The sequence below is a fragment of the Virgibacillus phasianinus genome, from assembly GCF_002216775.1.
Lineage (GTDB): Bacteria > Bacillota > Bacilli > Bacillales > Amphibacillaceae > Virgibacillus_F > Virgibacillus_F phasianinus.
The window spans coordinates 3,441,910-3,461,626 of record NZ_CP022315.1; the positions used below are offsets into that span (position 1 = coordinate 3,441,910).

Below are 19,717 nucleotides of genomic sequence, written 5' to 3' on the forward strand. Positions count from 1 at the left end.
TCCCCAACTCCTTTTAAAAGGTTGTCTGGCCTTCCATTTGATCAAGCCATAGAACATCAACTATTGCACCTTTGTTATACCCCCTCGTTCCACCCGGTAATACCATCAAACCATTTGTAAATGCTAGCGAAGTAACAACGTTTGATTTATCGATACCTGCCGGTGAGACGCGGACCTGGCCATCTTCAATGGATAGGATACCACGAACAAATCGAGTGAACGGGTTAGGCTTTGGAAAATCGTCCGTTAATATAGCTTTCGACCTTTTTAATAATGGTGTGTCATTCATTAAAAAGGTTTGTAAAATGGGCCGTACAAATAACTCAAACCCTACATAGCAGGCTGATGGATTACCCGATAAGCCAAATAGCAGTTTATCCTGTAATGCCGTCACCGTTGTGACACTTCCGGGACGCATGGCAACCTTATTAAATAAGACAGTAGCATGTAACTTTTCATATATTGCCGGCATTAGATCAAAGTCTCCAACTGATACACCTCCAGTTGTAATAAGAAAATCCACTTTATCGATTGACTCTGCAATGGCTTGAAAGCTGGATTCCAGTTCATCGTCCAATTTTCCAAAATAATGCGGATCGCCACCAGCCCGTTTTATTTGGGACATAATCATGTAGGCATTGGAATTACGGATTTTACCTGGCTCAAGTTCTGCATCCACATCAAGCAATTCCGATCCGGTTGCAAAGATACCTACAATCGGCTTTTTCATTACGTGTACTGTCTGATAGCCAAACGTAGCCAGTAATGCTTTTACTCCTGGATTGATGAGTGATCCTTTCCTTACAAGTTCTTTTCCCTCACCTATTTCAGAAGCCTTTTTCACAACATTCTGCCCGGATTCCATGGTGCGTTTGAGCGAAATGAAATCCTTCCCATTCCGTTTTATTTCACTGCATATTTCAAACATGGCAACACAATCAGCACCGTCAGGTATTTGTGCTCCTGTCATAATACGCGTTGCCTGATATTCTTCCAGCTTTTTTTCAGGTACATGGCCTGCCCCCACATGCTCGACAATTTCAAATTCAACCGGATTATTTCTGGATGCCTGTTCCGTATCGCATGAGCGAAGAGCAAAGCCATCATAAGGAGACTTATTAAATGACGGGACAGGATTCGTTGTGTATAGCGGTTCCGCCAATCTTCTACCATCACATCTATCAATTGACACAACTTCCGTTCCCCCAGCCTTACGAAATTCCATTACTTTAGCGATTGCTTGATCTACTGGCATAGGCTTTCGTTTCTCCACCATCTTTTTCAAAACCCTTTCCAATTTAATTTAATCTGATACCTTTAGTTTAACAAATTATTTAATGAAAGAATATTTTTGCTTCTCACCTTTCACTATAGTTTCACATTTCTTGATTGTGGGTATTAATTATTAACGAAACAGTATAATAAAAATGGATAAGCTTTAAACAAGAGGTGATAAAGGATGACTTGGGTATACCTTATAATAGCAGTTATAATCATCGTACTACTCGTTCTTTTGTTCACTAATAAAAATAAAAACCCGAATCATGATTCATCATTGACCATGGATGAAAAAGAGGAATTAAGAGAGGATTATCTGACACATGGTGGTCACGATGAACATGAGGATAACAAAAATATCTAAATAACTGCTCTTCTATTTGTTAGAAAAAACAGCACCCCATGAGTGCTGTTTTTTATTGGAAAATCAGTTCTTCTGAATGTTCGATCTTTTTATCTTTTCCCTCCACTTGGAAACTGGCTAAACAATATAAGGTGTATTTCCCTTTTTTTGGTATTGTAATTATCTTTGCTTTTTGGGGATAATAGCTATCTCCATGTTTCATCTCCTCTTTAACATTGCTGCCTGTAAAGTCGTGATTCCTTCGACCTAATGAAATCGATATTAGAGGTGTTTGATGCTTAATTTCGATGGGGTCCTCTCCCATGTATTGCAACGATCGGAATACCTTTATTTCCTCATTCACTTCTTCAACCCTAATATGTAAAATAAAATCCCCAAATTTTGCTTTGCCCATTTGATTAGCGACCAGGCTAGCCCTGCCAAATCCATTCCAACTGGAAATTAGGATGACGATGGCCATGATGGACACAACAGATAGGATTAGCTTTTTTATATTCATGATAGTCCCCCTGTCATACATTCTACCTATAAGACGATTTATCCCTGCAGAAAGTTTCATTTTTATAAAATAATTCAGTTTTTTATCCTATATTAAGATTAACATAAAAAGGAAATAATTATAAAGCATAATAACGACAAAAAACACAATTATAATAAGTGATACCTGAAAGGAGGTCATTAGATGACTGTTTCAAGTCAAGTGAAGCAAACAATTGCCGGATTAAAAAGCGCACAGGCTAGTTTTGAACAATTTGCATTACAAACACAGAACAAACAAGCAAAACAAGTATACGAAGGGGCAGCACAACAAACAAATGCAATTTTGCAAAGTGTTGAACCACGTATGCAGGAAATCGAACAGGAAGAACCACAATATAAGAATGTTTAGTAATAATTACGGGTTGAATTTTTTTCTTCAACCCCCTACTACATAATCTGATAAGAGTAGGTGATGTTAAAGTGAAAATGCACAAATTAATTGTTCTTCTTATACTTAGCTTTTTGGTTGCCTGTAACACAAACTCAGATTCGGCACCATCAAATGACCGGTCAAAAACTGAACCATCGAAAATAAGCAACTCTTCTTTACCAGATCAGGCACCATCAAGACAAGCTAAAAGTACACTTCGTAAATATAAAGAAACAACAAACATTTATGCGGTTAATACAGATAAAAATATGCTGGTGGCCCTTGAAGTACATCAGCATGACCGAATAAAGCTTACAAAAATAAAGGAAAAATTTGCTTCAAAAATAAAAAAGCAATTCCCTAAATTTAAGACAGAGGTTTCAACAGACAAAAAGTTAGTACTTGAAGTCAAAAAGTTACAAAACAGAATTGCCAAAAATAATATTAGTGATAAGAAATTAAAAAAAGAAATGGACCATTTATTAAAATTACTGCAAGAAAAAACTTAGATGAAAGAGTGACAACAAATGGCTGATAAAAAAAAGAAAAACTTACCACCTAGTTCACAAGAATATCAAGCATTCCAGCAACAACGTGAGGTGAAAAGGCCAATTTTCAAAAACTGTGTAAAAGCCTTTTTAGTGGGTGGATTTATCTGTTTTATTGGTCAAGTGATTTCAACCATTTACATTTACTTTTTTGATTTCACAGACCAAACGGTTGGAAATCCTACTGTTGCGACATTAATATTTATCACGATGTTGTTAACCGGTTTTGGCGTTTACGACCGAATTGGTCAATTCGCCGGTGCTGGTTCCGCTGTGCCTGTAACTGGATTTGGTAATGCTGTTATTTCATCATGTATCGAGCATCGCACAGAGGGTTTTGTATTAGGTGTCGGATCAAATATGTTTAAGCTTGCGGGGTCTGTTGTTTTATTCGGTGTGTTTTCTGCATTCGTCGTAGCAATAATCAAAACAATATTAACTCAATGGGGGGGATTCTAGATGTTAGTTGGGCATCGAACATGGGTTTATGAGAATAAACCTGTCATTATTTCCACAGGTACTGTTGGTGGGCCATTTGAAGCAAATGGAAATATCCCTAACGACTTTGATATTTTGCATGATAACATGTGGCTGAAACAAGATTCGTTTGAGAAATCCCAACAAAAGATGATGGAGGAAGCCTGTCAAGTCGCTGTTAAAAACAGTTCCATTCAAAAAGAACAGGTACAATTTTTTATCGGCGGCGATCTTATTAATCAAATTACACCAACAAGCTTCACGGCAAAAACGCTTGACATCCCCTATTTTGGTTTATTTAGTGCATGTGCTACTTCAATGGAAAGTCTGGCATTATCGGCCTTCTTAATTAATGGGAACGGTGCCGACTACATTTTAAGTGGAAGTGCAAGCCATAATGCAGCGGTAGAAAAGCAGTTTCGTTATCCTACTGAGTATGGTGGGCAAAAACCCCCGACAGCACAATGGACAGTAACAGGTGCAGGCTGCGCATTAGTAGCAAAGGAAGGTAAAGGACCTGTTATCACATCAGCTACTATCGGCAAAGTGGTCGACATGGGTATGTCAGATCCTTTTAATATGGGTGGTGCAATGGCTCCTGCTGCTGTAGATACACTAGAAACCCATCTGAGAGAACGAAATGTGGAACCCTCCTATTATGATTTAATTATCACTGGTGATTTAGGTCATATTGGAAGGCACGTGTCCCTGGATTTGCTAAAAAAAGAAGGAATCCCCATATCCGAAGACCAATACGTGGATTGCGGACTTACCATTTACCGTGAGGGACAGCCTGTTTTAGCAGGAGGAAGTGGTGCTGCATGCTCATCAGTAGTCACATATGGGCATTTTTTAAACCAAATGAAACAAGGACTTATCAATCGAATCCTGGTAATTGCGACAGGTGCTTTACATTCTACATTAAGCGTTCAGCAAAAGGATCCAATTCCTTGCATTGCTCACGCAGTCTCCATTGAAACAGGAAGTGATATGTCATGATTTTTTTCTGGGCGTTTGTAATAGGCGGGATAATATGTGTTATTGGTCAAATAATGTTTGATGTGTTTAAGCTAACCCCAGGTCATACGTTAAGTATCCTAGTAGTTGTTGGAGCTATTCTCGATGGCTTTGGCCTTTACGAACCATTGATTGATTTTGCGGGTGCAGGTGCAAGTGTACCAATTACGAGCTTCGGTAACTCCTTAGTACATGGTGCTATGGCTGAAGCAGAAAAACATGGGCTAATAGGTGTTGTTACGGGAATGTTTGAAGTGACCAGTTCAGGTATTTCTGCAGCTATCATTTTTGGAATGATTGGCGCCATTATTTTTAGACCTAAAGGTTAAGGAGTGAATAGGAATGACAATTGGATCACAGGTGAAAAGCTGCTTTTCTTCTTTAAAGAGTGCTGAAGCAACGTTAAGCATCCTGGCAAGTAAAGCACAGGATCAAAACACAAAACAAGTATATGAGGAAACAAAAATGATTATTGATGAGGTAAAAAAGGATTTACAAAAACAGGTTATTTACCTTACCAAAGAAGAACCACAATACAAAAGCTAATTTGTTCTTTGCGTTCTAGAAAGGATTTGTTCATATGCCGGAATGGATTAATATCATCATAAGATCTTTAATCTTACTAGTTATACTTTTTTTCATCACAAAATGGCTGGGTAAGAAACAACTCTCTGAAATGAATATCTTTGAATATATAACCGGTATCGTTATCGGTAGTATTGTTGCTATGTTTGCAGCGGATATAGAAACAAACATCTCCCATGGATTGGCAGCGTTGTTTATATGGTTTGCTATTCCATTATTGGTTGAATTTATTTCTCAAAAAAGCAAGACATTCCGAAACCTGACGCAGGGAAAGTCAACTATTTTCATTCAAGACGGCAAAATTATGGAAGATAATCTAAAAAAGGAACATTATTCTTCCGATGATTTACTTGAGAAATTGCGTGATGACCAAATTTTTAAAGTAGCAGATGTTGAGTTCGCTGTCCTTGAGCCATCTGGCAATTTGAATATTTTACCTAAAAAGGAGAACAGACCGTTAACAGCAAAGGATTTGGGTATCAATTCACCAACAGACAAGGAACCTCAAACCGTGATAATGGACGGGAAAGTAATATTGGAACCCCTGGCAAACCTTTCGCTTAACACAAATTGGCTGGAAACAGAACTCGATAAAATGGATATCAGTATTGAAAATGTGTTCCTAGGTCAAGCCGATACAGACGGGCAGCTTACCGTCGATTTATACGATGACAAAATTTCGGTTCCCTCCCCTTCTGAAAAGCCTTTACTTCTGGCAAGCTTAAAAAAATGCCAAGCTGATTTGGAACTCTTTGCATTAGCTACCGAAAATCAAACTGCAAAACAACTGTATCAAACCAATAGTCAGAAATTGCAAAAGGCAATTGACCTTGTGTCGCCCAATCTAAAATAGTCTTTATTTATAAGGCTTCTTTCCATGTATGATTAGATTTGTACAGAAAAGAAGCTTTTTTTATATGAATATGAAGCTTAATAAAGCATAAGCAGACCGCAATCTTCCTACATACATAATTACAACCAATTCAGTGTAACATAAGAAAAAAGACGTCGGAGTGGCTTAAATGCTTAATAAACTAATGAAGAAGTATATATACAAGGATGTTGATAAGCTTTATAAAGAACAATCTTCGAAGGATGATATTGAACTAAAACAACAGGAAATTGACCCTAATCTAGAAAAAACAGTTAAAATATTTAAATCTATATATTCATATCCGGATAATAAAGATGTCAAATTTCGTGATCTAATAATCGCAGGAATTAATAAGAAAGCTACTATGCTTTATATTAATACCATTACAAATACAGATGTCGTCGAGGAACAAGTAATTAGCCCTTTATTACTTAATCAGGATTCATCAAAAAAAATAAACGATATAATATCCATTCAATCTATCTCAACTAACCAAAAGATTGAGGACATATTATCAGAGGTTAACAAGGGGAATGCTGCTCTATTCGTGGATGGTATCGATCATGCATTTATAATTAGCGCATCTAATTTCCAAGGCAGAGGTATTGAGAAGGCAGAAAATGAGATATCACTGATAGGATCAAAAGAGGCATTCAATGAAAAAGTAATGACAAACATTTCACTCATTCGGAAAAAAATAAAGAACGAGAATCTTGTTTTTGAATCGACTACAGTTTCTAAGCGGTCTAAAAATGATTTGTTTTTTGTCTACGTAAAAGACCTGGTTAATGATGATTTGCTTAGAAATGTGAAGGACCGAGTAAATGCAATAGATGTTGATTCTGTTCAAAACCTGGCAATACTTGAACAAATTATTGAGGGGAAAAAATTCTCTATATTTCCAACAATTCTAAATACGGAACGACCAGATCGCGCTGCTACCTTTTTAGAAAATGGTTATATTGTCTTGCTAATGGACAATTCTCCAGCATCACTCGTTCTCCCTGCGACGTTTTGGTCCTTTTTTCATACTGCTGAGGATTCGTATTTGCGTATTTTTTATGGAAATTTCACCAGAGTTTTACGCATGCTAGCAATATTTATTGCAATATTTTCTTCAGCCATCTATGTTGCTGTAACAACTTTCCATGCCGAGATGGTACCACCTGATTTATTGCTGGCAATTGCTTCAACTCGGGAAAAAGTACCACTACCAGCCTTAATAGAAGTGTTGGTATTGGAACTTGCTTTCGAACTGATTCGGGAAGCCGGACTACGTGTTCCGTCCACAATAGGTCCAACAATTGGAATTGTTGGTGCATTAATCTTAGGTCAAGCCGCTGTCCAAGCAAACATTGTTAGTCCAATCGTTGTAATTGTGGTTGCTTTAGGAGGATTAAGCTCTTTTGCAGTCGGTAATATAGGTTTGAACTTTGCTGTTCGACTATCTCGTTTTATCTTTATTTTTGCAGCTGGATTATTTGGCATCTATGGGATTACTGCAGCATTTGTTCTGGGAATGTTTTATATGGTTTCTCTTAAATCATTCGGTGTACCGTATCTATCCCCCATGACCCCAAAATACTTATCTTCCGGGGATACCATTTTAAGACGAATGATAAAGAATGAGTTATTTCGACCTGGCTATTTAAAACCAAAGGATATGAAAAAGAAACGGGAGAACTAATTTATGGAAAAAAGCACCGGTAAAATTGGAATCAAGGAATATATTGCGATTATTTTACTGACAATCGGCACAAAGCTTGCGGATGATTTACCATCGATTATTTATAATTCATTATATAATGCTGCCTGGATGATGCCGATCATTAGTGGGATACTCGTCATTATTCCACTATATCTTCTCATCAAAACAATGATGTATTACAAAGAAAAAAGTTTGTTGGAAATCGTGGTCCACCTCCTCGGAAAATACCTTGGATTTATCGTTATTTTTGCATTATGGATAGTTGGTTCCATAACAATTATTATTGATACGGCAATTTATACAGATATCATCGGGACCATGTATTTTTCAAGGACACCTACTATAATCTTATATTTTGTGTTAGTAGGAGTCTGTGCATACGGTGCTAAACGTGGTATAGAGCAAATTGGTTCAGTTGCCAGAGCCTTACTACCTTATATCAAGATTTCCATACTAATTGCTCTAATTTTAACGATGATTCAGGGAAATCTTGATTTTTTGTTCCCATTCTTCGGCCCTGGTGAGTGGACAGTTATAAAAGAAAGTTCATTACGACTTTCTATCTATGGAGACATCCTTTATCTAAGTCTCCTTACCCCATACATTCGGAATGCGAATGATTTTAAAAAAGGAACCTGGATCGCTTTTGTGATACTTGTAGCGGAATTAACCATTGCCTTTTTCGCGTACCTTCTGCTATTTGATTTTGAATCTGTACGAATGCTTAGTTATCCCTTTCATGAGGTTATTCGTTATATTAATTTTGGTTTTTTAACGAATGTGGAAACATTTTTCTTTCCATTTTGGTTAATTGCCACATTTGTTCGGTTTGCGGTTTATTTTTATTTAAATGGAATTTTGTTCGGTAGACTTTTTAGGATTAAAGATTTTGAGCATGTGATTCCTTCCCTTGCCACCTTGTTTTTACTACTCGGTATGATACTGGAAAATAACCCCATAGCACTTACACATGTTAGGGATTACCTGCTAATCTTTGTGACTCCCATATTTTTTGGATTACCTTGTATTTTGTGGATTGTGGCCAAGCTCAAGGGGGATTACAAAAATGAAAAAACATAATCTTATTGTAAAGCTAATTTATCTCATCCCAATCTTGCTGACACTAAGTGGTTGCTGGAACCAAAGTCAAATTGAAGAAAGGGCCTATGTCATTGCAATAGGGCTGGATAAGGCCGAGGCCAGTAACAGAATAAAAGTTACCTATTTGATCGCTAACCCGGAATATGGTTCACAGATTCAAGGCGGCGGTACAGAAGAGCCCCCACAGGAAATCATATCATTTGTAACGGATGATATTACCACTTCGAGGAATGCTGCCAATGCTGTTATTGCTAAAGAAATAACTTACGATTTATTACGGGTAATGGTGGTATCTGAAGAATTTGCACAAGACAAAGATTTTGTTCGATGGATGTACGATTCAACCAAAGATCCGGAAATACGACGGGATATTCACCTTGTTGTATCTAAAGAAAATGCAAGTGAATTCTTTCAAAAAAATAAACCAAGACTGGAAACAAGGCCACATAAATATTTTGAATTGGCCCTGTCACGCGGGATTGAAACTGGTATGCTTCCAAATTCCGAACTTCTACAATATTTTAGAATTACAGAAGCAGATGCAGAACTATTTTTAGCTATGTATGGTACCACCCAAAATAAGGATAAAGATGAACAAGACAATGATAATGATCACTTTACTGCTGGGGAATTTCAATTCGAGGGAGAGACCAATCAAACCAATTTTGCGGGCTCTGCAGTTTTTAAAGAGGGAAAAATGATTGGTAAATTATCGGGAGACGAAACAAGGATTTCAGTCATTTTGAATCCCACATTAGATGCATCCGATATATTGACCACTTATAAAGATCCTTTTAATAAAAAATATCGAATTGCTGTAAGAGTAAACAAGAAGAGTGCCAATAAAGTTGAAATGGACCTAAAAGCTGATAAACCATCAATAAATGTCACGATTCCACTTGAAATAGAAGTATTATCTGCCCATAGTATGGTTGACTATGAGAGAGATATAAACAAACGTGAAAAATTAAAGAAATCGATTGAGAAAGAGTTAACAAATAAAATAGAGAAATTCGTTGCAAGGACGCAGGAAGAATTTAAAGCTGAGCCTTTTGGTTGGTCATTCATTGCCAGGAAACAGTTTCTTACAATACCAGCCTATAAGAAATTTGATTGGATGAAAACATATCCAGATATGAAAGTTAATATTGATGTGCAAATTACATTTGGACAGTTTGGCCGTCAAAGTGAATTACCAAAACTAGATGAAATCAGGGATTAATATGACGCTATTTATTTGGTTTATGATTACTATTATCTTTTCATACACAATTGGTTTTTCCATCACACTTTGGAAAGATAAAAATAAAGTTGGATCGTGTGCCACAGCATTGATTGCTTTAACGCTCGCTATTATCCCCTTTTTCTCCAAGTTAATATAAAGTGAAACTTCATTTGGTGAGGTTATTGGGTATTACTGCCCGTCAAACCTTGATAAAACTTCAAATATATCCAGTATTCGGAGAAAATAGTAGTAATTTTACAGGAAGAAGGTAGCTACATGTTTGAACAACTTGACTTTTTTGAAATGATTTTTCGTGCAACTGGTGCGTTTGTCGTGTTGCTGATTATGACACGAATAATGGGGCGAAAGCAATTAAGTCAACTGACATTTTTCAATTACGTAACAGGAATAGCAATAGGTTCAATTGCAGCTAATATTGTTAGTCAATCAACTATTCCTTTTTTTAACGGGCTTACCAGTTTGATTTGGTGGGCAATTTTAACGATTGTTGTCGGTTATATTGGACTTAAGTCCCCATCCGCAAGGGTTACGACAAATGGACAACCGATAATTGTCATTAAACAGGGGAAAATTCTAGAAGATTCAATAAAGGAACAACGGTTAACCATGGATGACTTAAGCATGCTATTACGTGAACAAAAAGTTTTCTCTGTACAGGATGTTGAAACCGCTGTGTTAGAATCAAATGGTAAACTTAGCGTTATGTTAAAGGATGAGAAACAACCTGTTACAAAACAGGACCAAAATGTTTTCACAGTTAAACCAATGTATGTCCCAATGGAACTTGTTGTTGACGGTGAGGTAGTTGAAAAGAATCTAAAAGAAGCTGGAATATCACTTGATTGGCTAAGAAATCAACTTAAATCTCTAAAAATAAAATTAGACGATGTTTTTTATGTAGAATTGCAAAAAGATGGAACGCTGTATATTGATAAACGCAGCGATGATTTACCGAAATAACAAAGTCGGCCCTCTATATATAGAGAGCCGACTTTTTATTCATCACCACTAATTTTGATCGCTACTTTGCCGAATTGATTACCTTCTTTTAAATAATAAAAAGCTTCTTTAGCGTGGTTAAGCTCAAATGTGGAATCAACAACTGGATGTAGTTTATGTTCCTTCACTAGATCCAGCATATCACGGAGTTCTTCCCTGCTCCCCATCGTCGTTCCAAACAGCTGATATTGTCCATAAAAGAAGGCACGAAGATTAAAGTCTATCGTATCATCTGTAGTCGCACCAAATACCACCATCCGTCCTCCTTTTTTCAAAACTTCTAATGAACGATTAAAGGTTGCTTTTCCGACACTTTCGATAACCAAATCAATTTCTTCATCAGCCAATTCTTCTGGCCAGTCACTTGCAGTATCGAGCACAATATCCGCACCAAGGTTGGCGGCATGTTCACGTTTTTCCTCATTTCTGGAGGTAACGATTACTCTAGCGCCGGCTTGCTTGGCAAACATGATTAAATAAGTTGCAACCCCGCTCCCTGCTCCAGGGATAAATACGGTATCACCTTCTTTTAGTTCCCCCTTTGTAAATAAGGCACGGTATCCCGTTAAAGCGGATAGCGCTAGAACACCCGCTTCATCCCAGGACAAATGCGCCGGCTTTTTTTCTACCTGATCTGCAGATACCTTTATTTTTTCCGCAAAAGTTCCATGGTCAGGCATACCTAATATGTCGAAATCTGCTGGAGGTGCAACACTTTTTTCCGCCCAGCGGAGTGCAGGATTAATAATTACTTCATCCCCAACGTTTATGTTTGTAACACCTTCTCCTACCGCTTCAATGACACCTGCTCCATCTGACCCAAGTACAAGTGTATCTTCTTCTTTATTTCGGCGATTCGGTATTCCTATGTCCCGGCGGTTTAAACCTGCACTTCGAATTCCGACGATTACTTCACCCACGCTTACATGCGGATCATCAATCTGTTTAATCTCTAAATTTCCATGGTCATGTACAAAAGCTTTCAATACAATCATCCTTTCTGAAAAAAATCACTAAACTCTTTCAGCTCTTGTTGATTAGTTATATCCTTTGAAAATAAAGGGATATAAGTAAGTCTTTGTTTTGGAAATGTTTCTTCGATTATTCCAACGTATTGTTTTTCATGCGCTTTTCGTTTGCTCCAAAATTCGCCTTCAGGATTATCAGGTAATATCTTATTTACAATTAATGTTTTCACATGTAAATGATATTTGTCCAGTAGTTCAATTGCCTTTTTCGTCTCTAAAATTGGCAGGCGTTCAGGATTTAAGACGAAAATAAAGCTTGTCAGTTTAGGATCCAATAATATTTCTCTGGCTTTTGAGAAGCGCTCCTGTCGTTTTTTTAACACTTCATATATTGGATCTTCAATTGGCTCCCCATCGTTTAACAACTGTGTATAATTTTCATTTGTTTTTTGTCTTTTCTGAAGCATCCCTTCAATCCAAATTCCCATCAGTTCCGGAAGTGACAATAACCGTATCGTATGACCGGTTGGCGCTGTATCAAAAACAATCGTGTCGTAGCGTTCCCTTTCTTCCAGAATAATGGAAATCAGTTTATCGAACAATGCCGCCTCATCTGCTCCCGGTGAAGCTTTCGCTGTATCAAGCTGACGATGAACTTCCTCCACCATACCTGAATGAACAATGCCCTTGATATTTTCCTTTACCCCTTTTATATAATTTTTTGTCTCTATGTCAGGGTCTATTTCCAAAGCAGCCAGTTTGGATGATATATTCTTAATTTTCCCGCCGATCTTTTGATTAAAGATATCACCGAGGTTATGCGCTGGATCCGTCGATACAAGCAATGTATTTGCACCTGATTCAGCAGTTTTCCATGCCAGTGCTGCCGCCGATGTTGATTTACCAACACCGCCTTTACCCCAACAAAAACAATTTTTTTCTTTAGCTCTTCCATAGATGCACACCTTCTTTTTACGTAATTAACAGCATCGTATCCCACTCATTGGCGATTTCTCCATTCCCATCCGCAAATGCCAATCGTGAAATTGTTCAATCATATAGGGATATAGTTCAAGTGTGTAATAGTAAACTGGGTTAGGTATACCGATCATCTCTGAATAAAGTAACAATAAAAATAAATCATCCTGATCACGAAGTTCCCGGGCAATTTCAGTACGATGCGGCATACTTAACACTTCTTCATAAAAATCAAGTAACTTTTTCATACGTTCTAACATGTAGATCACCTCTTTGGGGTCAGTCCCCCATCGCTTTAACGCATTAATGCAACGGGGGACTGACCCCCTATTTTATATTGGAATCGTTCATGTTTTTTGTTAGGGTTGTGAAGGCGGTTAAGATGATCCAAACTGCGAACACAAAGATAATGGCGCCAAAGATAAACAATAATGTATTGGAGCTTGATCCAAACCATGACCATTCAAAAACTACCTGCTGGAACATAGCAATCAGCGTCATGAATAATACAAAAATCATAGGTATCAAGGTAACCATGTAATTTCTGCCTTGCCGTTTTAACCAAATTGAAATTAACAATAAACTGATACCGGCAAGCAATTGATTCGAGGTACCAAACAATGGCCAGAGCAGGTATCCACCTGATCCAAATCCTTTCGGACCTTCCGGTAGTAAAACCAGTGCGGCACTGGCTACTACAGCTATTGATGTCGCTACATGTGTTTTAGATAATGCCGGCATTTTATACTCAACACCAAGTTCCGCAATGATATAACGCATTAATCGAACCGATGTATCCAGTGATGTTGCTGCGAAGCTAATGATAATAATCGAAACAATTGTTGTTGCAACCTCTGGCGGAATCATTAATCCAGTTGCTAATCTACTCGCCCCTTCAACAAACACACCGAGTCCAGACCCACTTGAAGCTGCGAAACTGCTGTACGTTGCAAGGAATTCTTCTTTGCTCGGGAAGAAGGTAACAACAGCGATAATTGCAATTAACGCCAAAACGCCTTCACCTACAGCACCGAAATAACCAACTAAACGCGCATCTGTTTCTTTGTTTAACTGTTTAGAAGAGGTTCCCGATGATACCAACCCATGAAATCCGGAGATAGCTCCACATGCAATTGTAATAAACAATAATGGGAACCAGGAAGTATCGGTATCAACATTTGTAGCAGGTGCTGTTATCTCAGGGTTTGTAAATAGTAATCCTAAATACAAAATAGCTAAGCCCACAACCAATTGATGGGAATTAATGAAATCACGTGGCTGCAGCAGCTTCCAGACCGGCAATGTAGAAGCAATATAGACGTAAACCATTAAAATAATAATCCAGATAAAGAATGCCGTTGATACTGCGCCCAGACCAAATAATCCATCGCCACCTTCACCGCCCATGTATTGAACCAAATCAATTTTCAGAAAGTCTACCTTACTTGCAACAACTGCTGTTATATACATAACAGCTAGCGCAAACAAAGATGGAATCAACATTTTTTTCTTCCGCTTATATACAGCAAATCCAATCCATACCGCTAAAGGGATTTGAATAAAGATTGGAACTACACTGGCTGGGTATGAAATAAATAGATTTGCAATAACCCAGGCGAATACCGCATTTACCATTAAAACTAATATAAGAATAATGAATAAAAATAGAACTTTAGCACGCTGTCCAATTAGTCTGTGTGCTAGTGTCCCCACCGATTGACCCTTATTCCTCACCGAAAGAACAAGCGTCCCAAAGTCATGCACACCTGCCGCAAAAACCGTGCCCAGAATCACCCATAAAAATGCAGGTACCCAACCCCAATATACTGCTATTGCAGGTCCAACAATTGGTGCTGCACCAGCAACAGATGAAAAGTGATGCCCCCATAATACAAACTTGTTTGTCGGGACAAAATCTACTCCATCTTCATACTTATGTGCAGGCGTTACATAATTTGGATCTAACCGAAAAATTTTATCAGCAACAAATCTTGAATAATACCGATAACCTAATGCAAAAACAATAATACCAATGACTGCAACCAATATACCACTCATAATTCCCAAGCCTCCCCTGATTATTTTTTCTATTAAAATCTATGTAAAAGCAATTACGAATAGTACAACTTCTAATTGCTGAAATCCAGCTAAGGAAGGTATGTCCACATGTTTCATGGGATAGAACATTTTCTTTTTCCGCATAATTTATTGCTAATATCATCACAGTTGATATAAACTGCGGCGTAACTAACAATCTTTTAGAAAACAGCCTGAGAAAACAGGCATTCGCCTAATCTTTAATAGCGAATGCCATAGTTTACCTATTCTTTAAACCATAAAGTCTTTGCATTCTTAAAGTGCTGATAATCATGTTCGCCTTCTCTAATTTATTCCTTTCCCATACCACGTAAGAATTGCAACAGCATGGTGATACTCCGATTAATTTCAGGATCCTTAAGCGCTTTGATCAAATCCAGATAGGACGTCTTTTCTGACTCATCAATCGTATGCGCTTCCGCCAGTCCATTGTTTAATTTGTTGGAAAAATGATGAAGCTCATCCACATTCAGCTCACCAAGAAATAAAAAGAGTTTGCTCAGATTCTCCAAGGTTGCTGAATATTGTGGTTTATTAAATTCACGCATCACATTATCCAAAGCTGTTTCTTTTTGTTTTACGAGTGCATGTGCCATATCTAGCATACCGTTATCATTCAATGTTCCTAGAAAGTCAATGCCTTTGAGGATAGCCTCTTTATTATTACTTATAGCACTCGTTACCTCTGATATATCCTGGTCCCGCCCAGCGTCCTCAGGCATCTCCATTCGCTTAATTTTTGTAATTGCTTCAGCCATCATGACTCACCTTACTTCCCGGAAAAATATAGTCATCACGATTCCATTTCTGTTCGACCCGAACACCTTTCTGGGGTTGTCTGTTTCCCCTTCTATGGTTATTAGATGGAAGTGGGCTTTTTCCTTTTTTCTTCAAGACTTGCATTCTAACAGCGATTTCCTTGTATGCAGGTGTGTTCGTATCCTTGTCCACACTATTATCTGTTAAGTAGTTTACAGCCGATTTACCATTATCATTAAGTGGCAGATAAAGTTCTTTCCCGTTTACCCTGTCAGTAATATGAACAATTCCGGTCGCATACCCAGCTTCAGATATTAGTTTTACTTTTGCCCCTTCTTCTATCCCACGCTCCTTGGCAAGCTCGGGAGAAACCTCAATAAACGAATTAGGTGTTTTTCTGGTAATGCCTTCCGATTTGTAGGTCATGTTTCCTTCATGGAAATGCTCTAGTAATCTGCCATTATTGACATGCAAATCATATTCCTCATTGGTTTCATATTCCAGATTAAAATCAAGTGGATATAGTATTGCTTTCTTATCTTCAAACGGAAACCCGTCCGTATACAGTAATGGTGTGTCAGTACCATCTGCTGCAACCGGCCACTGCAGGCTCTGATAACCTGTTAACAAGTCATAATTTACACCCGCAAACATCGGTGCTAATTTTGCTGATTCATCCATAATTTCAGATGGATGAGTGTAACCCCAGTCATAGCCCAGCTCTTTGGCGATTTCCATTAGAATCTGCCAATCCGGCTTCGAATCCCCAACAGGATCAAGCGCTTGATATAGACGCTGAATGCGGCGTTCCGTGCTTGTGAAAGTTCCTTCTTTTTCAAGACTTGGAACAGCAGGAAGTACAACATCTGCATATTCCGCCGTTTTGGTTAAAAATAAGTCCTGAACGATAAAGAGATCAAGTTTTTTAAATGCATCTGTTACATAATTTATATTTGAATCTACTATTCCGGTATCTTCCCCAATTACATAGAGTCCGTGCAGATTACCTTCATGAATAGCATGAATCATTTGGTGATTATCTTTTCCTGGTTCTCCAGGGATTTTCACGTTCCATGCATCTTCATAACGCTTTCTTGCGTCATTATCAGATACTTTTTCATAACCGGGGAAAAAGTTTGGCATACTGCCGAAATCACTGCATCCCTGTACATTATTATGACCACGCAGCGGGTAGGCGCCAGTCCCGTTTCGCATATAATTGCCTGTTACCAATAATAGATTTGAAATTGCTGTGCTTGTATCACTGCCTAGTTGGTGCTGTGTAACACCCATTGCCCAGCAAATTGCTACTTTATCGACACTCGCAATTTCTTTGGCAATTTCCTTCATTGTCTTTGCTGATAGCCCCGTTGTCTTTTCGGCAAATTCTAACGTAAATTTATCAAGGCTCTTTTTGTACGCTTCAAAATCATTAACCCATTTATAAAGGAATGCGCGATTTTCCCAGCCCTGGTCAATAATATATTTTGTAACAGCAGATAACCAGACAAGGTCTGTACCACTTTTTGGCTGAATAAAGCGATCAGCACGTTCAGCCATTTCATGTTTCCTTAAGTCAAACACAAACAACTTCTGACCGAACAACTTATGTGAACGTTTGATTCTTGATGCTAATACCGGGTGCGATTCCGCAGTATTCGATCCAATGGTGATTACCAGGTCCGCTTCAGCGATATCGTCGATGGAGCCTGAGTCACCACCATGACCCACGGTACGGAATAATCCTTTCGTTGCAGGTGATTGGCAATAACGGGAGCAATTATCAATATTATTTGTTCCAATTACCTGGCGGGCCAATTTTTGCATCAGGTAAGACTCTTCATTTGTGGCTTTTGATGAAGAGATAAATCCTAATGCATCTGAACCGTGCTGATGTTTGATTGCTGTAAAACGTTTTGCGATATAGGAAATCGCCTCGTCCCAATCCGTTTCCTCAAAATGATCACCCCGGCGAATCAGTGGCTTCGTTAACCTTTCATCAGAATTCACATAATCCCAGCCGAATTTCCCTTTAACACAAGTAGAAATTCCATTTGCTGGTGAGTCCTGTTGGGGCTCAACTTTCAATATTTTTCGGTCCTTTGTCCAGACATTAAACGTACAACCAACACCGCAATATGTACAAACGGTTTTCGTCTTTTCAATCCGTTCCTCCCGCATCGATGCCTCCGTGTCAGAAACTGCAAATAATGGTCCGTATCCCGGCTCGGCCTTTTTCGTTAAATCAATCATTGACCGTAATAAACCTGGTTTGTGATCGGTCATATAGCCCGCTTCGCCGACCATATTTTTCTCCATGATTGCATTACATGGGCATACTGTTGCACATTGGCCACAGCTGACACAAGAGGATTGATCAATCGGCACGTTATTATCCCAGACAACACGCGGCTGCTCTAGATCCCAGTCGATTAATAGGGTTTCATTCACCTCTACATCCTGACAAACCTCCACACAGCGACCACAAAGAATGCACTGATCTGGATCATACCGATAGAATGAACTGGAATTATCAACTTCATATTCCTTCGGTTCGAACGGCCTGGCCTGATGTTCTAATCCGAATTCAGCAACCGTATTATGAATCTCGCAAGTACCGTTATTGTAATCACAGACAGTGCAATAAAGTTCATGGTTTTCCAAAATAATGTCAAGCGCTTCCCTTTGAGCAGATTTCACATAATCGATTGTTGTGTTTACATTCATATTAGAATCAATAGTTGTTCCGCAAGCTCGTGTTATATGCCCATCAACCTCAACCATGCAGGTATCACAAGTTTGAATAGGGCCTAAAGATTCGTTATAGCAAATTTGCGGGACCGACTCGTTTGTTGTATTAATTAAATCCAGTAAGTTTTGTCCAGGCTGAGCCAAGTATTCTGATCCATTAATCGTAACAATAATATGCTGTTGATCGTGCACTAAAGATCTCCTCCCCTTACCTGAGTATTTTTTTCAATGCCATTATTCAAAATTCTATAACCATGTGTATAAACATTTAAACTATTATTTCGAATAAAGCCCACAGCAGTTATCTGTAAATCATCTGCTAGTTTAAGAGCAAGATCAGTAGGTGCGGATTTTGCCAAAAGAATACCAGCACCAATTTTTGAAACCTTTAGTACTACTTCTGAAGATATTCGACCTGAAAATAAAATACAGAAATCCCTTGCCGGCAGCTTATTGAGTAATATATAGCCAAATAACTTATCCAATGCATTGTGTCTGCCTATATCAATAAAGGTAGTTTCAATATTTGCAGAAGTGGCTAGCCCTGCCTGGTGGACGCCCCCTGTCTGACTGAAGACATTTGCTTTATTATCAAATTCCTGCATAAGATTAACAATCTGGTTTGGATTTATCTTCGTCTTTGACATAATTGTCTTTGCTACCTTAACATCTTGTTTCAAGTAAAATTCACGGCTCTTTCCGCAACAGGATCCGATCCATCGTTCTGTTCTTTCCGAAACCTCTATCTTAAAATTTAATTCTACATATGCAAATCCTTTATAATCATCAATCGTTAATGATTGAATATCCGCCTGATTTCCGATAATGCCTTCTGATGCTAAAAATCCAATAACTAATTCTTTTAAGCTAGTAGGCGTACACACAATTGTTGCATATTGCTCACCATTAATTGATACGGTTAAGGCGAATTCACGGGCTACTGTGTCATCTACTACGGTCATCAGATGCTCGCGGTACTTCGCCGTCGGCCAGTGTGTAATACCCTGATTGATCAAGGATATCCCTCCAATTTTACTGTACTTGGACCATACAGATC

20 protein-coding genes and 1 pseudogene are annotated in these 19,717 nt (G+C 38.3%); 12 read left to right on the top strand and 9 right to left on the bottom strand.

What is annotated here, in order from left to right; genetic code table 11:
- Positions 1-13 precede the first annotated feature (13 nt).
- Positions 14-1,276: a molybdopterin molybdotransferase MoeA gene (locus CFK37_RS16635; RefSeq protein WP_089062927.1), complete on the bottom strand. Its 1,263-nt coding sequence runs from the start codon at positions 1,274-1,276 to the stop codon at positions 14-16.
- 183 nt (positions 1,277-1,459) lie between these two features.
- Between CFK37_RS16635 and CFK37_RS16640 the strand changes: the two genes are divergently transcribed.
- Positions 1,460-1,642 carry a hypothetical protein gene (locus tag CFK37_RS16640; RefSeq protein ID WP_089062928.1) on the top strand — a complete coding sequence of 61 codons (183 nt, stop codon included), beginning with the start codon at positions 1,460-1,462 and terminating at the stop codon, positions 1,640-1,642.
- A gap of 52 nt (positions 1,643-1,694) precedes the next feature.
- Here the strand turns inward: CFK37_RS16640 and CFK37_RS16645 are convergent, their stop codons facing one another.
- Positions 1,695-2,141: a hypothetical protein gene (locus CFK37_RS16645; protein WP_089062929.1), complete on the bottom strand. Its 447-nt coding sequence runs from the start codon at positions 2,139-2,141 to the stop codon at positions 1,695-1,697.
- Between the two features lie 183 nt (positions 2,142-2,324).
- Between CFK37_RS16645 and CFK37_RS16650 the strand changes: the two genes are divergently transcribed.
- The 11 genes from CFK37_RS16650 to CFK37_RS16700 all read left to right on the top strand — a co-directional run bounded on the left by CFK37_RS16650 (position 2,325) and on the right by CFK37_RS16700 (position 11,068).
- Positions 2,325-2,531: a DUF1657 domain-containing protein gene (locus CFK37_RS16650; protein WP_089062930.1), complete on the top strand. Its 207-nt coding sequence runs from the start codon at positions 2,325-2,327 to the stop codon at positions 2,529-2,531.
- A 71-nt stretch (positions 2,532-2,602) separates the two neighbouring features.
- Positions 2,603-3,061, top strand: coding sequence for a hypothetical protein (locus tag CFK37_RS16655; RefSeq protein ID WP_089062931.1), 459 nt, complete (start codon positions 2,603-2,605; stop codon positions 3,059-3,061).
- Positions 3,062-3,079: 18 nt separating this feature from the next.
- Complete coding sequence (gene spoVAC / locus CFK37_RS16660; RefSeq protein ID WP_089062932.1) at positions 3,080-3,559, top strand: stage V sporulation protein AC; 480 nt, start codon at positions 3,080-3,082, stop codon at positions 3,557-3,559.
- Positions 3,560-4,576 (top strand): stage V sporulation protein AD, encoded by a 1,017-nt coding sequence (gene spoVAD / locus CFK37_RS16665; RefSeq protein ID WP_089062933.1) that lies wholly within the window; start codon positions 3,560-3,562, stop codon positions 4,574-4,576. It begins immediately after the preceding gene.
- Positions 4,573-4,923: a stage V sporulation protein AE gene (gene spoVAE, locus CFK37_RS16670; RefSeq protein WP_089062934.1), complete on the top strand. Its 351-nt coding sequence runs from the start codon at positions 4,573-4,575 to the stop codon at positions 4,921-4,923. Before spoVAD ends, spoVAE begins: the two co-directional genes overlap by 4 nt.
- 13 nt (positions 4,924-4,936) lie before the next feature.
- Entirely contained in the window at positions 4,937-5,140 is a 204-nt protein-coding gene (locus CFK37_RS16675; protein WP_089062935.1) for a DUF1657 domain-containing protein, read from the top strand.
- Between the two features lie 34 nt (positions 5,141-5,174).
- Complete coding sequence (locus CFK37_RS16680) at positions 5,175-6,032, top strand: DUF421 domain-containing protein (RefSeq protein ID WP_089062936.1); 858 nt, start codon at positions 5,175-5,177, stop codon at positions 6,030-6,032.
- 169 nt (positions 6,033-6,201) lie between these two features.
- A complete protein-coding gene (locus CFK37_RS16685) occupies positions 6,202-7,740 on the top strand; it encodes a spore germination protein (protein WP_245837241.1) in 1,539 nt (512 codons plus the stop codon).
- 3 nt (positions 7,741-7,743) lie between these two features.
- Positions 7,744-8,841 carry a GerAB/ArcD/ProY family transporter gene (locus CFK37_RS16690; RefSeq protein ID WP_089062937.1) on the top strand — a complete coding sequence of 366 codons (1,098 nt, stop codon included), beginning with the start codon at positions 7,744-7,746 and terminating at the stop codon, positions 8,839-8,841.
- The gene (locus tag CFK37_RS16695) at positions 8,828-10,084 is read left to right on the top strand and encodes a Ger(x)C family spore germination protein (RefSeq protein WP_089062938.1); all 1,257 of its coding nucleotides are present in this window, start codon (positions 8,828-8,830) and stop codon (positions 10,082-10,084) included. The genes CFK37_RS16690 and CFK37_RS16695 overlap by 14 nt, the downstream gene beginning before the upstream one ends.
- Before the next feature lie 279 nt (positions 10,085-10,363).
- Positions 10,364-11,068 carry a DUF421 domain-containing protein gene (locus tag CFK37_RS16700; protein ID WP_089062939.1) on the top strand — a complete coding sequence of 235 codons (705 nt, stop codon included), beginning with the start codon at positions 10,364-10,366 and terminating at the stop codon, positions 11,066-11,068.
- 35 nt (positions 11,069-11,103) lie between these two features.
- Here CFK37_RS16700 and CFK37_RS16705 read toward each other — a convergent pair whose 3' ends face one another.
- From CFK37_RS16705 to fdhD, 7 genes and pseudogenes are all read right to left on the bottom strand, one after another.
- A complete protein-coding gene (locus CFK37_RS16705) occupies positions 11,104-12,093 on the bottom strand; it encodes a zinc-binding dehydrogenase (protein ID WP_089062940.1) in 990 nt (329 codons plus the stop codon).
- A 5-nt stretch (positions 12,094-12,098) separates the two neighbouring features.
- Positions 12,099-13,030: pseudogene (locus CFK37_RS16710) on the bottom strand (ArsA family ATPase).
- Positions 13,031-13,055: 25 nt separating this feature from the next.
- Positions 13,056-13,313, bottom strand: a complete 258-nt coding sequence (locus tag CFK37_RS16715; protein ID WP_089062941.1) for a cory-CC-star protein — start codon at positions 13,311-13,313, stop codon at positions 13,056-13,058.
- A gap of 67 nt (positions 13,314-13,380) precedes the next feature.
- The gene (locus tag CFK37_RS16720; protein WP_089062942.1) at positions 13,381-15,111 is read right to left on the bottom strand and encodes a carbon starvation CstA family protein; all 1,731 of its coding nucleotides are present in this window, start codon (positions 15,109-15,111) and stop codon (positions 13,381-13,383) included.
- Positions 15,112-15,440: 329 nt separating this feature from the next.
- On the bottom strand, positions 15,441-15,911 hold the full coding sequence (locus tag CFK37_RS16725; protein WP_245837242.1) for a helical membrane plugin domain-containing protein: 471 nt from the start codon (positions 15,909-15,911) through the stop codon (positions 15,441-15,443).
- Positions 15,901-18,852 carry a formate dehydrogenase subunit alpha gene (gene fdhF, locus CFK37_RS16730; RefSeq protein ID WP_089062944.1) on the bottom strand — a complete coding sequence of 984 codons (2,952 nt, stop codon included), beginning with the start codon at positions 18,850-18,852 and terminating at the stop codon, positions 15,901-15,903. The genes CFK37_RS16725 and fdhF overlap by 11 nt, the downstream gene beginning before the upstream one ends.
- Positions 18,852-19,676 carry a formate dehydrogenase accessory sulfurtransferase FdhD gene (fdhD, locus tag CFK37_RS16735; protein ID WP_245837243.1) on the bottom strand — a complete coding sequence of 275 codons (825 nt, stop codon included), beginning with the start codon at positions 19,674-19,676 and terminating at the stop codon, positions 18,852-18,854. Before fdhD ends, fdhF begins: the two co-directional genes overlap by 1 nt.
- Positions 19,677-19,717: the final 41 nt, after the last annotated feature.